Raw genomic sequence first — 16,439 nt, 5'->3', positions numbered from 1 at the left:
ATGTCGGAGGTAATTATGAAGAAGAGCTTCGGGGTATTACGGGTTTTAGCGGCTGTTTTCAAAGTAGTTGGAATCATCATGGGCGTAGTGGCATTGCTCGGCGGCCTGATCATCCTGGTCATGTCCTTTAGCAATGCGGATGTGTTTGTTTCCATGGGCTTTGATAAAGGAACAGCACCTTTTGTCGGTTTTATCTTTTCCCTCTTTGGCCTGGTTGGTGGGCTGCTCTCAGCCCTGATGATGTATGGCTTTGGTGAATTGCTAATCCTGCTAATCGCGATTGAGGATAACACTCAGCGCACCGCCGCTTTACTGGCGAATGTGACCGAGGAAGAGTAATTATTCCCATACAATCCGAACAATGAATACGCGCCAATATCATATTGGCGCGTATTATGAATTATGCACATAGTGCTTGAAGGGCCGGGGGATAAAGATAAAAAATTCTGTGGTTTGCCGGAGTACACCCGGATGCCACCCAATGATTCATATTTCCCATGCCGGCTTGTAAGGGACTAACCTTTAAATTGCATTCATGATAAAGTTTTAAAGCACTGATGTTCGTCTGTGTCTGTAAAGATATAATCAGGATGTTGAAAATACATTTCGATTCCCATATTGTTATGAATCCCGAAGAAACACTGGGCCCGGAAATGAAGATTGAATGAGACGGCAACGTTGTTTTTTAGGGAATGAATAAAACAAGCGAGACAAGGATATAAATGGCGGAGAATTTACTGGCAATTGATTGCGGCACCCAATCCATTCGTGCTTTGGTGTTTGATCCGCAGGGAAATCTGCTCTATAAGAGCCGGGTACTGATTGAGGCATACTATTCCACCGGTCCCGGCCTGGCTGAACAAGACCCCGCGGTATTTTGGAACGCATTGTGTCAAGCCTGTCAGGGTGTGTGGGAATCAGGCAGTATTGCCAAGGACAGCATCGCGGCGGTAGCCCTCACCACCCAGCGTTCGACCGTGGTCAATGTCGATAAGGACGGCCAGCCTTTACGCCCTGCCATTGTTTGGCTGGATCAGCGCCGGGCCAATCAGATCCCGCCTGTAACGGGCTTGTGGGGAGCGGCTTTTAAATTGGCCGGTGCCAAACCTACCGTCGAGTATCTCCAGCGGGAATGTGAAGCCAACTGGATTGTCGAAAATCAACCTGAAATCTGGCAGAAGACGCATAAATTTCTCTACCTTTCCGGATATCTGACATATTTGTTAACCGGCGAATTTATTGATTCGGTTGGCAGCCAGGTGGGCTATATGCCCTTTGACTACAAGAAACAGTCCTGGGCAAGCAAGAGTCACTGGTATTGGCAAGCATTAGCTATTCAGCGTGAAAAATTACCCGACCTGGTCCCTGTGGGCCAACCCCTGGGTGAAATCTCCGCTGTGGCCGCCGAAGCCACCGGCATCCCGGCCGGGCTGCCCCTGATCGCTTCAGCCGCCGATAAAGCCACCGAGGTCTTGGGAGCCGGCAGCCTGGAACCGCACGTGGCGTGTCTGAGTTACGGCACTACGGCGACCATCAACACCACCCACGATAAATATATCGAGATCATTCCGCTCATCCCACCCTATCCGGCCGCTGTTCCGCATTATTTCAACATGGAATTGCAGATCTACCGCGGTTATTGGATGGTGAGCTGGTTCAAGAGCGAGTTTGGCTTGAAAGAGGAATTGTTTGCGGACGAGCAGGGCATTGAACCGGAAAACCTGCTGGACGATCTGGTGCGCAGTGTGCCGCCCGGTTCACAGGGTCTGGTGCTGCAGCCTTATTGGTCTCCCGGGCTGCGCAACCCCGGGCCGGAAGCGCGCGGCGCGGTGATCGGCTTCAGCGACGTGCATACCCGCGCTCATTTCTACCGGGCTATTCTGGAAGGTCTGGCTTATGCCCTGCGGGAAGGCAAGGAACGAACCGAAAAGCGCTCGAAGGTATCCATCACGCAGATCCGTGTGGCCGGCGGCGGCAGCCAGAGCGCTGCGGCCTGCCAGTTGACTGCCGATATCTTCGGTTTGCCGGTTTCCCGCCCGCATCTGTACGAAACTTCCGGATTAGGCGCGGCTATCAACGCTGCTGTCGGCGTGGGACTGCATTCGGATTATACGGCCGCGATCAAAGACATGACCCGCCTGGGAGAAACTTTTATACCCAACCCGCAAGCCCAGCAAGTATATAACCAGCTTTACAATGAGGTCTATTTGCATATGTACGACCGCTTGCAGCCTTTCTATAAAGCCATTCAAAATATCACGCTGCCTAAAGACGCGGATATTTAAAACGAGTTGAAACTGCTTGCCTTGACGGTTCAGGTACGCTGCGGTATATTATCCGCACACAATGTGTCCTGCCCTCGTAGCTCAATTGGATAGAGCGTTTGCTTGCGGAGCAAAAGGCTGCAGATTCGAATTCTGCCGGGGGCACTTTTCATGGGAGCGGTATTTGACCGCTCCTCATTTATTTATCAGGAATGACCGGATAGGATGATCATGAATTCACAAATCAAACAAATTTTATTGTCCAATGACGATGGTGTCGATTCTCCCGGATTGTGGGCTGCGGCCAGGGCATTATCCGAATTAGGTTATGTGACTGTGTCTGCCCCGCGTGACCATATGTCCGCTACCGGACGAGGTTACCAGAAAAATTCCGACGGGCGCATCACCGCCAAGAAACTGAATGTCAAAGACCAGGATTGGGATATCTATGCTGTTGGCGGATCTCCTTCTCAATCCGTAACTCATGGTGTGATGGAATTGGCGCCGCGCAAACCTGATCTGGTTGTGACCGGCATCAATTACGGTGAAAACTTCGGCACCGATGTAACGTACTCTGGCACGGTCGGTGCGGCTTTGGAAGCGGCTGCCATGGGCATTCCCGCCCTGGCTGTATCGCAGCGCTTGACCAGTGAAGAATGGGACGGATTTCCGGACAATGTCGATTTTTCCATATCGGCGTATTTCACAAAATTCTTCGCTGAGATATTGCTGAAAAACAGCTTGCCCGAAGATGTCGATGTGCTCAATGTGGTCGTGCCGGAAGGCGCAACGAAAGACACGCCCTGGAAGGTGACCAAACTGGCCCGCAAACGCTATTACAAACCCTACGTAATACGCGAAGGTAAGCTGGATGAGGAAGCCAAGATCCATTCGCATGCGCTGGAATTGGACGAGATTCCTCCCGATAGCGATATGTACACCGTGCGGGTTGAGAGAATGGTGGCGGTCGTTCCGCTCAGTCTGGACCTCACCTCACGGGTAGCCCCCGACTCGCTCGAAAAGATGCTGCGCAAATAAATTAAAAACTCCTTCTTCAAGAAGGAGTTTTTTCTACCCCAAGGAGCTTCTGAAGGTCGGGTTTCTACTTGTACCCAGCGGTATTGGGTAAACTCGACATGATAGTTTCGGACTCCCTTGCCTCGTATTGACCGGGAGACATAGCCTATACTTTTTATTGTCATCCTGAACCCCGTAGGGGTGAAGGATCTCGGTTGAAAATCCCGTAAGTAATTGAATTATGTAAGCGCACTCCCTCTCCCTGCGGGGATCGCGTAGCATTCCCCCGGGGAATCGCGTAGCATCCCCTCGGGGAATCGCGTAGCATCCCCTCGGGGGAGGAATAAACCTTGAAAGTCAGGCGAGAACGTCTGACCTACTTTACGCTTGCTCGTGTCATTTTGAGTTGGCCGATCGCGAAGAATCCTCAATGGAGGAAGGATCTCGGTTAACCAACCTCTTGACTCTCCTGTTGGAGGAGACAGTATACTGAGTGCACTGAAGGCCTTCAGAATATAAACCGGGAATGACAGGATGCTGATTAAAATTGGAGATTTTGCCAGAGAAAGCGGCGTGACCGTAAAGGCGCTGCGCCACTATGAACACTTGAATTTGCTGCGGCCTGCCTGGATCAATCGCTACAATGGCTACCGCTACTATGCTCCCGAACAAAAAGTCAGGCTGGAACTCATTCTGGCGTATAAACGAATGGGCTTTCCACTGGCGCAGATTGGCAAGCTGTTGGAAGAACAACTGACGGATACGGATTTGGTCAGTCTTCTGCAGAATCGCAAAAGTGCGCTGGTCAGCCAGATTGAGCGTGAGCAGATAAAACTGGATGCCGTTGAATCTTCCCTAAATGACGCATTGCGGGGAGGCCGGCGAAAACTTGAAAGCAGCCTGTCACACCGGATGAATCCAAAAATTGAGGAAAAAATGAAGGAATCTATGGAAATTGAGATTAAGAATATCCCTGCTCTGAAACTGGTTGGGCTGCGCTATCAGGGGCGCAATGAACAAAATGAGATTGTTGAGCTGTGGACGGCTTTCAATCGTCTCTCTGGCCAAATTAAACACTTTACCGGTGAAGCCGCTTATGGTGTTTGCAGTATTCCGGACAGCCTGCCGGAAGGTGAGTTTGAATACCTGTGTGCATTTCCGGTAGCGGAGTATGACGCAATTCCGGAAGGCATGGTGTCCATGGACCTGGAGCCGATGCGCGTGGCCGTGTTTGCCCACTGCGGTTCGCAAGAAGGTTTAGGTGATACCTATACTCGTATTTACCAGGAATGGCTGCCGCAGGCCGAGCTGGAACCGTTGAAAGCAGGACTGGATTTGGAAGTCTATACTGAGGAATTCAAGGACTTTGCATCGGATTCCGTGATGTATATCTACGTGCCGGTCAAAGCCTAATCTTTGCATTAAATTAAAAACGCCCTCATGCATTAAGCATGGGGGTGTTTTCGTTCACCGATAGATAAATAAACTTCCTAAAATAGGAGCTGAGATTTCAATATTTCAATTAATGTCCACCGATGATTAATAAAAAAGGCGGCTTTCGAAAGCCGCCTGCGTTTTAAAAATTCGATGCTTAATTACTGAAGCGGATGTTAAGGATATCGCCGTCCTGTACAATATAGGTCTTGCCTTCCAGACGCAGCTTGCCTTTCGTGCGGGCTTCGGCCATGCTGCCCAGGTCAATCAGATCTTGATAGGCAATCACTTCCGCGCGGATAAATCCTTTGAGCATATCGGTGTGGATCTCGCCGGCTGCTTCAGGCGCCGTTGCGCCGCGTTTGACCGTCCAGGCGCGCACTTCATCTTCACCTACCGTAAAGAAGGATTGTAATCCCAGCAAATCGTAAGAATCGCTGATCACGCGGCTCAAGCCGAGCTCCTCGATGCCGTATTCGCTCATGAACATCTGCGCATCCTCTTCGGGCAGCTGTACGATGTCCATCTCCAGTTTGCCCTGTAGGTTGGCCACGCTGCTGCGCTGATGGTCATAGGTGATGGCCGGCGCGGCTTGCGTGTCGCCCAGGTTGAGCAGCAGCATCATGGGCTTGCGGCTGAGGAAGCCGAAACCGCTCATGATCTTCTCGTCGTCATCGCTCAACTCCAGGTCGCGCAGCGGTTTGCCATCAGCCAGGCATTGGTCCAGCGTCTCGAATAGCGCCATCTCGCGTTCGATCACGGCTTTGTCGCGCCCGGCGCCTTTTTTATGTTCTTCGGTGAGTTTTTCACGTTTGCGCTCGACCATGATCTGGTCGTTCAGCATCAGCTCTTCGTCCATCAGGCGAATGTCGCGCTGCGGGTCGACCGTCTCGCGCACGTGCGCCACGGCGGCATCCTCAAAGCAGCGCACCACGTGGATGTAGCCGTCCATTTGCGCCAACTGGTTGAGAAGTTGGCCGCTGACCTCGCCCTTGTCTGAAGCGCTGCCCAAGCCGGCGATATCGGAATAGTTCACCTTGGCGTAAATGGTCTTGCGCGGGTGGAACATCTCCGTCAGGCGTTCCACGCGTTCATCGGGAACATCCACCACCGCCGTGTGAATTTCCATACGGCCAATACCCACGCCAACTGGCTGGGTGCCGCGCGTGAGCGCGTTGAAGATGGTTGTTTTTCCGGATTGGGGTAAGCCGATAATTCCTAGTCGCATAATATTTCCTGATGTTTTTCTTCAATTATATGCGGAATGTGTGGCTTGGCTATCTTGACCCCCTATTTAAAGTTGGATATACTTGCTGCACATCAGCCGGAGTGGCGGAATTGGCAGACGCGCACGACTCAAAATCGTGTTCCTTCGGGAATGTGGGTTCGATTCCCACCTTCGGCACCTGAGAGCAGAGAATTTCTCTGCTCTTTTTTTTTCTAAAAATCCCTTTTTCCTATAAAATAATATTTGGTACTTTCATAATAATTGGACTCATAAAAGAACACTAAAGCAACTTCAAGGTAACCTATGATGCATTTTTCGAAGACCACTTCGCGCAACATTAGAAAGAGTTTTAAGATATTTGTAACATTCACGGCAATGGTCGCGTTTTTCGCTCAGCCGTTTATGAACTTTACCTCCGCGGCGGTCAGCGCGCATCCGCTGTACGCTCCGACACCCACTGTCAGTTTGAACGTCGCCAACCAGGTCCTCATCGGCGAGAATTTTAGTTTCACAGTCACTTTCGACAACAGCTCCGCCGATATTGGCTATGGCCCCTATATCGATCTGTACCTGCCACAGAGCGGTGCGGACGACAGCAGCGAGGGTGAGAAGGAAGACGGCATCACTTATACCAGCGTAAATTACCTGGGTAACGACATCCGCACCTGGGAGTATAGCTGCGTGGAAGGCGACTCCATCACCCACCCGCTTACCGGCCTGAGCGTGACCTGTCCGGCCGCGCCCACCGGTACTCTGTCTCCCTTTACCTGGCAGCTGCTGGTGATTGAGCTGCCCTTCGGTAGTTTCGTCAACGGCCAGCCGAATGTGGTGGTGAATATTGGGGCGGCCCTCAGTGATTACGCCGATACGGATGTTGACCTGCCCATCCTGGCCCAGTCCGGTTTCCGCTTTGGCGCGGACGCTTTAGACAATCCATCCACCGACCCGCCCATCATTGGCGCGCAAGTCAGCTCTTCCGTAACCCCTTCATTACTGATCCTGAGAAAGCAGTACAACTGGCGCGAGAGCGAAACTTCCACCGGTCCCAATTACCTGCGCCAGTACACCATCTCGGTTGACATTCCCGCCGACCAGATCCTCACCGACCTGGAAGTCGTGGACGACATTCCCGACAATATGCAATTTGTGGAAGTGCTCAGCACCGACCCGGTTGGAGCGGTTTGCACCACGCCCGCCGCAACTGACCCTAATGGCACGCTCTCCTGCCTGTTCGATACGGTCACAGGCACCTCTTCGGCCGCGGATGCCACCGTGACGTTCTCGTTCTACATTCCACTGGACGACCTGGCGGATGAACGCGTTATTGCTGCGGAAAGCGGCGGTTGTGTGTATTCTGAAAACCCGGTCAGCGCTTCGGCCATGTGGGACCCCTACGACCCGCGTGACGAAAACCAGCCCACCACGGCCAACCAGGACCCGGCCCACACGCTGGAGGATTGCTCGCACACCATTCAGAAATTCTCCGAGATTGCCGTGGATGCCAGCCCGGCCGAACTCAGCCCCGGCGATGTGATCGAATACCGCCTGGAATTCCAGGTGTCGGATTATTTTGCCTATGACAATTTCAGCGTCACGGATGTCATCTCGGACGGCCAGCGCCTGTTGGACACCTTCACACCCACCCTATCCTTTGAAGGCAACGGATACTCGCTGGCAGCGGCCGATTTCGACGCGGCCAACTACACGATCGACAGCGATTACACGCCCATTAGCACCGCTCCAAATACGGGCCTCACCACCGTGGTCTTTAATATCTCCGATGAGCTGGTGACACGCGGGCAAGCCAATGGCTACCTGATCGGCGGCTGTGTGCCCACCAGCGGCACCGGCGGGGCCGACCCGGATTGCGCCAGCTACAACGACGGCGCCACGCTTGGCATCATCACCTTCCGCACCACCGTGCAGGAAGAATTCAGCGACAATTATCCCTCCGGCGACCCCAGTGTGGACCAGGGCGACCAGCTCACCAACAACGTCACCGCCGATGGCACGATTTTAAACAACGCCGACCTGAGCGCCACCGCCAGCATCCCCACGGAGGACAGCGGCGTGACCCTTACCCTGGGCCACGGCACGCTCACCAAGAGCATTTACGCGGTCAACGGCAGCACTACCCTCACCAACCCGGTCACGCTTTCGCCGCAGGATACCATCACCTTCCGTTTCCAGTACGAACTGCCCACCTCTGACGTGGAAGACCTGGAATTCACCGACTTCCTGCCGCTGCCGGTGCTGGATTCCGACGAGATCACCACATTCGACGATGTCCTGGACGGCACCCTCCCCGCCGCCGGGCACATCAAGTTCGGCCCCGACGACACCTTCCGCAATTATTCCGGTATTGTGCCCAGTGTCAGTGTGAATTCCGCCGACAACAGTTTCACCCTGACCTACGGCGATTTTGACAGCACGGATAATACTCCGACTTTGATTGATATTTTCTTCACGGTGACAGTTTCCAATGACCCCTTCGCGGATGAGCTTTACCTGACCAACGAGATCTACGCTTACGAAGGCTCGACCAACTATTCTGTCTCCAGCAGCACATCCATCATCCGCTTCGTATTGTACGAGCCGGAGCTGCGATCCGGCAAGGGCGCGGTGGCCAGCGACCGCACGGATGCGGTCTATGACCCGGAGAGCGTTGCCCCGTTGACCTTCAGTAATCCGGGCGGCGCCTGCCCTCGGTTCAGCGGTGTCATCGATTCCGCCAGCCTGGCCGGCACCCCCTTTGCCAGCGACATCAGCGGCGTGGATGCCGGCGACGTGGTCACCTTTGCGCTGGTGATCGAAAACAGCGGCCACAGCGCGGCTTATGACGTGCAGGTTCAGGATATCCTGCCCTCCGGCTTCACCACCCCCACCGGCGGGCTCAACATGTGTGTCACCGATGGCAGCGGCAACGTCCTGGATTACACCGATCTGGGCGGCGGCCTGTTCTCCAGCGGCATCGAGCTGGTAGATCCCTCCGGCGGCGCCCTGGCATCCGCCTACGACAGCAGCGGCAGCTTGATCACGGATGGCAGCAATCTGGCCATCATCACCGTTGACCTGCTGGTGGACAGCAGCGTGACCCCCGAACAGGTTCTCTCCAACTCCACTGTGATCCTCAACTATGCCGGTGTGGAAGGCGGCACGGATTATTCCTCCGAAGACCCCAGCGATTCCGCGGACACAGAGATAGCCTCGCCAACCATGGAAAAAGATGTGCTGGCGACCAACCAGAGCCATACCAGCGGCACGGATGTGGTCATCGGCGAGACGGCCACCTATACCATCACTATACCGGAAGGCAGCACGCCCAACGCTTACGTCAACGAGACCATCCCGGCAGGCGCGACCTTCGCGGATTGTTTGAGCATCTCCTCTTCTTCCGCTTCTCTGACGACCGATCTGGCCGGCGGTTTTGCCGATGCCTGCAACGACCCCACCAATCCAGCGATTACCAGTGACGGCCACGGCGTTTCCTTTTCGTTGGGCAACCTGACCAACGCGGACACGGATAATGCCACGGCCGAAACGCTCACCATCGAATTCACCACCGTCGCTTTGAACGTCAGTGCCAACCAGCAAGGCAGCACCATTGCCAACACAGCCTATTTCAGCTGGGACAGCGGCATCGTCAACGACAGCGCCCCCGAACTGACTGTGGTGGAACCCAATCTGAGCAACGCCAAGGATGTTTCCCCGGTCACCGGTGACGCGGGCGACGAGATCACCTTCACCATCGCTATCTCCAATCCAGCCGCCGGCACGGATGCTTATGATGTTACCCTGGACGACATTGTGCCGTCCGGCATGACCTACCAGACGGGTTCCTTTACGCTGGTTTCCGGTTTGACGCCGGACACGGTCGGCGAAACCCCTGACTTATACGCGACCTGGGCTACTTTCCCGGCCGGTTCGACTTCCACCTTCAGCTTCACGGCTATTCTGGATACCTCAGTTACCCCGGCCGACCGCATCACCAACGATGCCATCCTGAAGTTCACCAGCCTGCCGGGCGAACCCGGCCAGCAATCCGATTACAACGCGCTCTCCTACGAACGCACCGGCGATGTGACCGACCCGGGCGGGTCGGCTAACGACTACCTGGTGACCGATTCCGCCTACGTGGACATCACCATCCCGACCCCGCTTAAGTACCTGATCGGCACTTCCGAGCCGGACACCTACACCTCCGGGAATACTTTGGCGGTTGGCGAGATCGCGCGCTATCGCCTGGCCACCATCCTGCCCGAGGGCACTTCGGCCAGCTTCCAGATCCGCGACCTGCTGCCGGCTGGGCTGTTGTACCTTGATGACGGTACTGCCAGGCTCGCATTTATCTCCAACGGCACGGGCATTTCCTCCTCAACCATTACCTGCGCCAACGACAGCGGCAGCGCGGCGGATACCCCCAGCCTGGACACATCGCTGGTGGATTGCACCTTCCCGTCCGGCAGTATCACCAACGGCGGCACAGCCAACGTATTTGTGAGCGGCAACGATCCCTGGTTTGAGTTTGGAAATCTCGTGAATGAGGACAGCGACAGCGACAACGAATATGTGGTGGTGGAGTTCAACGCGCTGGCTTTGAACGTCAGCGGCAACCAGGCCGGTACAGCCCTAACCAACGATTTCCGCGCTTATGAAGGCGGCACCCAGGCGGCCGACGCCAACAGCCTGACCGTGCGCGTGGTAGAACCGCAAATGACCGTGACCAAGACCGTTTCCGCCGGCCCCTTTGAAGCCGGTGATCCAATAACCTATACCATCGTGGTCAGCAATGCCAGCAGCACCTACAGCACCGCGGCCTTCGACCTGCAGTTGAGCGACGTCTTCGACGCCTCGCTTTCGGTGCTCAGCCACAGCCTGGACGTCGTCCCGGCTTATGCCACAGCTACCGATAACAGCTCCGGCAACACCATTGAAGTATCCCTGGATCGTCTCAACCCGGGCGACAACCTGACCATCTCCGTGCAGGTCAATATTCTGGATACGGCCGCGGCCGGCCTGGATATCCCCAACCAGGCGGATGTCAGCTACACCTCGCTGACCGGCACGAACGGCACCACCAGTAACATTACCGGCAGCAGCAACACCGGCACGCCCGGCACGACCACCGGCGAACGCACCGGCGCGGACGGCAGCGGCGGCTTGAATGATTACGTAGCCGCCGACAGCGCCGATGTTCAAACCGGCACGCCCACCGTGGATAAACAGGCGCCTTCGCCTACCGTTTACACCATTGGTGAGACGGTTGTCTATCCCATTCTGGTCAGCCTGCCGGATGGCATTACCCAGAGCCTGCAAATTACCGACAACATCCCCGATGGGTTGGAATACGTCAGCTACCAGGTTATCGGCACGGCCGCGGCCAGCGGTGGGCTGCTGGCGGAGGATTTCTCCGGCAGCGCGCTCTCGCCTACGCCCAGCACAGCCGGCAGCAGCGGCGCTGATCTGGTGCTGTCCTTCGGCGACGTGACCGCCGCGGCCGACACCGGCGAGCCTGAACCGGACAACAACACCTTCCTGATCTATGTCACCCTGCGCGTGATGGATATCCCCGCCAACGCGGACGGGGTCACGTTGGATAACTATGCCACCCTGGCTTATACCAACCCCAACGACCTGGCCACCGAAACGTTGACGGATGGACCCGAGACCATCAGCCTGGTGGAACCTGCTATGCAGATTAGCAAGACCTTCAACCCGGACAACGTGGCTATTAACGAAACGACTCAGGTGACACTGGTTGTGACCAATAATGGCACTTCCCCCGCGTACGATGTGATCGTCGAGGACGCCTTCCCGCTGGCTACTTTCCAGTCGCTGACGGAAGTGACCACCCCGGCCGACTTTGCCTATACGGAAAATGTCACAGCCACTGACCGTGTGGCTACCTTTACCGGCGGACCGATAGAGGTGGGCGGTACGCGCACTTTTATATTCAACGCGACCGTGGGAGATACCTTCGCAAGCGGCGCGACTTTCCTGAACACGGCCGTGGTCAGCCAGGCTACCACTATAAGCGGTGCTTCGGATTATGAGCGTGATGAGCCGGATGTGCAGGCGACGGATACCCTGACCGGTATTTCACCCGACCTGACCCTGACCAAGGACGATAGCGTTACCACCACCACGCCCGGCAGCACGCTGATCTATGTTCTCACCATTGACAACGTAGGCGCGCACGATTCCGGCGCCATCACCCTGAGTGATACGGTTCCCACCGGCACCGTCTTCGACAGCGCTAACAGCACCCCGGGCTGGTCCTGCAGCGAGGGCGACCCGGCCGGCAGCGTTTGCACGCTCAGCCTGCCTGCGCTGGTCAGCAGCGGCGAAACCAGCGCGGCCTTTGCCGTGCGCGTGGACGACCCGGCTGCCGCGGACTTGACCGAGATCATCAACAGCGCCTCGGTGGCGGATGACGGCACCTATGGCGTTGATCCGACCCCGGAGAACAACAGCGACGACGACACCGACGTGTTGACCGCCGCTGCCCCGGATTTAACCGTAACCAAAGTTGATTCCTTCCTGCTGGACGCGGACGACTCCGGCCTGCCTTCGCCTGGCGATACTTTGCATTACATAGTGACCATTACCAACAACGGCAACCAGGACCTGGGCAGCGCGGTCTTCAGCGACACGCCCGACACCAACACTACCCTGGTGGCCGGTTCGGTCACCACCACGCTGGGCAGCGTAACCCTGGGCAATACCCTTGGCGATACGTCCATCAGCGTGGCTTTGGGCGACTTGAGCGGCGAGGGCGGCACGGCCACGGTTGAGTTCAACGTGACCGTCAATGACCCGCTGGTGCCCGATACCACCAGCTATGTGGAGAATCAGGGCTTGCTGCAGGGTGATAATGCCGATGATGTGCCCAGCGACGACCCGGATCTGCCCGGCGATGAAGACCCCACCGTGACCTTGTTGGACACGGCCTTTATCAAGGCGCTGGCTTCCACCAATATGGACTTTACCGAAAATGAAGATGTGACCATCGGCGAGCTGGTGGAATACCAGGTCACCATCCTGGTCCCGCCCGGCGCAGCTGAAAACGCTGTCTTGACGGATACATTGGATGCAGGCCTGGCCTTTGATGACTGCTTGTCCATCACACCCGCCTCGGCCGACCTGACCACCGACGTACTGGACGGTTTCGACGGTGCTTGCGCCAACGCGGTCATCGCGGCCGAACCGGATGGCGATCTGGAGGAGGTCAACCAGGGCCGTAAGATCACTTATGATCTGGGCAACCTGACCAATGCTTCGACTGAAAGCGTGGCACTGCAATTGAATTACCAGGTAGTTGTACTCGACAGCGATATCAACCTGGCCGGCGAACAACGCAGCAACCAGATTGACTGGACCTATGGCGGCAGCACCCTGGAGACCAGCGCTGAACCCGTGACCATCGTCGTTCCGCAAATGACGGTGATTAAGTCAGTCAACGATACCAGTGTAGCTGCCAGCCAGGTGGTCACCTTTACCCTGCGCATCAGCCACAGCGATACCAGCGGCGTGAACGCCTATAATCTGGTCCTCACGGATCCCCTGCCGGATAATCTGGTGTACATCGAGGATTCTCTGGAACAGGTATCCGGAACGGCTGCCACTTCGTTGGATGATTCCGATCCGACCTCGCTGGTGATGAGCTGGGATGAATTTCCGTTAGATGGCGAAGAAGCGGTCATCCAATTCAAGGCGCGCGTCAGCGGGCTGAGCGCCGGCAGTTCGACCAGCAACAACACCTATCTGACCTGGACCAGCCTGCCGGATGACGTGGGGAGTGCGCAAAGTATCTATAATACACTTTCGATCGAACGTACCAACGATCAGGATTCCACCATAGATTTGGTCAGGGCCTTGTCGAATTCCGGCACTACCTTGATCTACCCGTCTCCCACCGCGGTGCCGACTGTGCGGCCGACGCCTACTTTCCCGGCCACTAAATAAGCAACACAAGTGAAATAAACCCCTTTGGAAAAGGGGTTTATTTTTTTGTTTGGGAAGGTAGCGCGCTCCCTGAGCACCTGCCCAGAGCGCAGCGTGGGGTGTCGAAGGGACGCGCTAGGTTTTCTTACCTTTGCCGTTCTTAGAAATCGCATATGCAAGCATTTTGCATGCAGGTCTATGATTGCATTAAGGTAATCTGATGATCAAAGCCTACGACCTGCTGCTGGAATTGGAAATGATCGGGACGGAACAAAACCGTAAGGTTTATCGCCGTCACGGCGTGACCGGTTATCAATTTGGCGTCAGTTTTGCCAATTTGAAACGCCTGGCCAAACGCATTGGCCGCAACACATCTCTGGCAGAAATGTTATGGTGCAGCGGCGTGCAAGATGCCCGCGTTCTGGCAGCCATGGTGGCTGACGAACAATCCATTATGGAATGCCTGCTCGATCGCTGGCTGGCGGATTTGGACAACTACATCCTGACCGATGCGTTTGCGGACCTGGTCGGACGCACGCGCTTTGCCTTGAAGAAGGCCGATGAATGGAGTACCTCACTGCAGGAGTGGGTGGGGGCTGCCGGCTGGAATCTGGTTGCTCAACTTGCCCTGCACGACCCGACCCTGAAAGATGTGTATTTCACAGAAAAATTGGAAAGCATTGAGGAGCATATCCACGAACGTCCCAACCGCACCCGCTACAGTATGAACAATGCCCTGATTGCCATCGGTGTGCGCAGCCCCGCGCTGGAACAGGCGGCTTTGGCAGTTTCCGATCGGATTGGCAAGGTGCAGGTGGATCACGGTGAGACGTCCTGCAAGACACCGGATGCGCGCGCCTATATTCTTAAAACCATCCAGCATCGTAAAAGGAAAAACAAGACCCCTTCGAAGGATGGGGTGGTATTATAATAAATAATATTTACTTCATAATAATAATATAAATACTCGTTTGAAAATGAAAGGAGATTGAAATATGGAAAAATACACAGCAATTATTATGGGTGGAGGGCCTGCCGGCCATTCGGCCGCGGTCAGGATTGCGGAATTAGGAGGCAGGGTGGCTTTGGTAGAACGCGATTTTATCGGCGGTATTTGCACCAATTGGGGCTGCACGCCCAGCAAGTCGATGATTGAATCAGCCAAAGTTGCCAAAACGGTTGCGGACAGCGCCAGATATGGTGTCAAAGTGGACCACATGCAGGTGGATTTTCCGGCTGTGGCCAACCGCCGCAATCAGGTCATTCTCAATACGCGTGAATTTATCACGGACTTATTGAATCACCACAATGTCGATATTTATCAGGGAGAAGGTGAAATCATCGCTCCCGGAAAAATGCTGGTGCGCGGCGGAAAACTGGACCCGGACGGCAAGACCATGCATTATACCGGCGAGGATGTGAACTTAACGGCGGATAACATCATCATTTCCACCGGTTCCCAGCCGCTCATCCCCGGTTTTGTGGATATTTCCGATCCCTCCGTGGTCAGCAGCAACCGCCTGATCAGCATCAACGAATTACCCAAGTCGCTGACCATTATTGGCGGCGGTGTGATCGGTTTGGAGTTTGCGACTATCTTCTCCAATTTGGGCAGTAAAGTGACCATCATCGAATTTCTCGACCGTGTGTTGGCCCAGATGGACGAGGATGTTTCTACTGAAATTACCCGTATTCTGGAAGAACGCGGGGTGAAGATTCTGACTTCGCATAAGTGTGTGTCGCTCAAAGGCGGCGTCATTGAAGCCGAAAATGTGCGCACCGGCGAGATGGTCAAGATCGACGCGCCCATGACGCTGGTGGCTATCGGCCGCATAGCTGTGGTGCACGACAAGACCTATCAGGACCTGGGGCTCAATTACACCCGCAAGGGCGTGGATGTGGACGATTACCAGCGCACCAACGTGCCCGGCATCTGGGCGGTGGGCGATGCCACCGGTAAGTCTATTCTGGCCCATGTTGGCATCCAACAGGGTGTCATCGCGGCTGAGAACATCATGGCCAAATCCGAAAAAGACATGCGCAAAATGGATTACAGCGTCATCCCGGCGGTCATTTACACCTTCCCGGAAATCGTATCCGTTGGTGTAGTCCCACAGGATCTGAGCGGCGTCAAAGTGGTCAAGGTTCCCTTCGCGGTCAACCTGCGTGCCGGCATTGAAGATTTCAAGGACGGCTTTATCAAGATGTGGCTGAAGGACAATAAGGTCCTGGCCGCACAGGCCATTGGCCATAACGTCTCAGAGATGATGCAGGAAGTGGCTAATATGATCGCGCTGAAGACGGACGTGCGCGCGGTCAGCGAGATCATCCATGCGCACCCCACCTATGCTGAAATTGTGCATTCAACCCTGGATTACGCGCTCGATAAGGCTGTCGATTTTTACATCTAAGCATTCTTTCCTGTCGAAGAATTGGGATTCGCAAGTGGAGCAGTCATCGCTCCACTTGCTCTTTAATAAAAGCGTTCACCTTGGACGGCCCTGAGGATCGCTCTGCTTTTTATCCGGTACAATAAGAAATAACGTACTGAA

At 55.2% G+C, this 16,439-nt stretch carries 8 protein-coding genes and 2 tRNA genes; 9 read left to right on the top strand and 1 reads right to left on the bottom strand.

Annotated elements, in window-relative coordinates; translation table 11 throughout:
• Positions 1 to 15 precede the first annotated feature (15 nt).
• The 5 genes from Pelsub_RS00850 to Pelsub_RS00830 all read left to right on the top strand — a co-directional run bounded on the left by Pelsub_RS00850 (position 16) and on the right by Pelsub_RS00830 (position 4,694).
• Positions 16 to 339 carry a hypothetical protein gene (locus Pelsub_RS00850; RefSeq protein WP_116225188.1) on the top strand — a complete coding sequence of 108 codons (324 nt, stop codon included), beginning with the start codon at positions 16 to 18 and terminating at the stop codon, positions 337 to 339.
• Between the two features lie 383 nt (positions 340 to 722).
• A complete protein-coding gene (locus Pelsub_RS00845) occupies positions 723 to 2,285 on the top strand; it encodes an FGGY-family carbohydrate kinase (protein WP_116225187.1) in 1,563 nt (520 codons plus the stop codon).
• Positions 2,286 to 2,355: 70 nt separating this feature from the next.
• Positions 2,356 to 2,429 (top strand) — tRNA-Arg (locus Pelsub_RS00840).
• Positions 2,430 to 2,495: 66 nt separating this feature from the next.
• Positions 2,496 to 3,302 carry a 5'/3'-nucleotidase SurE gene (surE, locus tag Pelsub_RS00835; RefSeq protein ID WP_158674914.1) on the top strand — a complete coding sequence of 269 codons (807 nt, stop codon included), beginning with the start codon at positions 2,496 to 2,498 and terminating at the stop codon, positions 3,300 to 3,302.
• Between the two features lie 513 nt (positions 3,303 to 3,815).
• Positions 3,816 to 4,694 (top strand): MerR family transcriptional regulator, encoded by an 879-nt coding sequence (locus tag Pelsub_RS00830; RefSeq protein WP_116225185.1) that lies wholly within the window; start codon positions 3,816 to 3,818, stop codon positions 4,692 to 4,694.
• A 178-nt stretch (positions 4,695 to 4,872) separates the two neighbouring features.
• Here Pelsub_RS00830 and ychF read toward each other — a convergent pair whose 3' ends face one another.
• Positions 4,873 to 5,943, bottom strand: coding sequence for a redox-regulated ATPase YchF (gene ychF / locus Pelsub_RS00825; protein WP_116225184.1), 1,071 nt, complete (start codon positions 5,941 to 5,943; stop codon positions 4,873 to 4,875).
• Positions 5,944 to 6,038: 95 nt separating this feature from the next.
• On the opposite strand from ychF, the gene Pelsub_RS00820 reads away from it, so the two are divergent.
• The 4 genes from Pelsub_RS00820 (at position 6,039) to Pelsub_RS00805 (ending at position 16,298) form a co-directional block, all read left to right on the top strand.
• Positions 6,039 to 6,120, top strand: a tRNA-Leu gene (locus tag Pelsub_RS00820).
• A 126-nt stretch (positions 6,121 to 6,246) separates the two neighbouring features.
• Positions 6,247 to 13,908 (top strand): beta strand repeat-containing protein, encoded by a 7,662-nt coding sequence (locus Pelsub_RS00815; RefSeq protein WP_126440342.1) that lies wholly within the window; start codon positions 6,247 to 6,249, stop codon positions 13,906 to 13,908.
• 199 nt (positions 13,909 to 14,107) lie between these two features.
• Positions 14,108 to 14,818 carry a DNA alkylation repair protein gene (locus Pelsub_RS00810; protein WP_116225182.1) on the top strand — a complete coding sequence of 237 codons (711 nt, stop codon included), beginning with the start codon at positions 14,108 to 14,110 and terminating at the stop codon, positions 14,816 to 14,818.
• Positions 14,819 to 14,882: 64 nt separating this feature from the next.
• On the top strand, positions 14,883 to 16,298 hold the full coding sequence (locus tag Pelsub_RS00805) for a dihydrolipoyl dehydrogenase family protein (RefSeq protein WP_116225181.1): 1,416 nt from the start codon (positions 14,883 to 14,885) through the stop codon (positions 16,296 to 16,298).
• Positions 16,299 to 16,439: the final 141 nt, after the last annotated feature.

The sequence above is a fragment of the Pelolinea submarina genome (genome assembly GCF_003966975.1).
In the GTDB taxonomy this organism is placed as follows: Bacteria; Chloroflexota; Anaerolineae; order Anaerolineales; family Anaerolineaceae; genus Pelolinea; species Pelolinea submarina.
The sequence above is the reverse complement of the archived record's forward strand: the minus strand, read 5'-3'. Positions and strand labels throughout refer to the sequence as shown.

Excerpts from the sequence above, each read along its gene's own strand:
- Pelsub_RS00830 (WP_116225185.1), top strand. The coding sequence starts at position 3,816 with ATGCTGATTAAAATTGGAGATTTTGCCAGAGAAAGCGGCGTGACCGTA.
- surE (WP_158674914.1), top strand. The coding sequence starts at position 2,496 with ATGAATTCACAAATCAAACAAATTTTATTGTCCAATGACGATGGTGTC.
- Pelsub_RS00850 (WP_116225188.1), top strand. The coding sequence starts at position 16 with ATGAAGAAGAGCTTCGGGGTATTACGGGTTTTAGCGGCTGTTTTCAAA.
- Pelsub_RS00815 (WP_126440342.1), top strand. The coding sequence starts at position 6,247 with ATGATGCATTTTTCGAAGACCACTTCGCGCAACATTAGAAAGAGTTTT.
- Pelsub_RS00805 (WP_116225181.1), top strand. The coding sequence starts at position 14,883 with ATGGAAAAATACACAGCAATTATTATGGGTGGAGGGCCTGCCGGCCAT.
- Pelsub_RS00845 (WP_116225187.1), top strand. The coding sequence starts at position 723 with ATGGCGGAGAATTTACTGGCAATTGATTGCGGCACCCAATCCATTCGT.
- Pelsub_RS00810 (WP_116225182.1), top strand. The coding sequence starts at position 14,108 with ATGATCAAAGCCTACGACCTGCTGCTGGAATTGGAAATGATCGGGACG.
- ychF (WP_116225184.1), bottom strand. The coding sequence starts at position 5,943 with ATGCGACTAGGAATTATCGGCTTACCCCAATCCGGAAAAACAACCATC.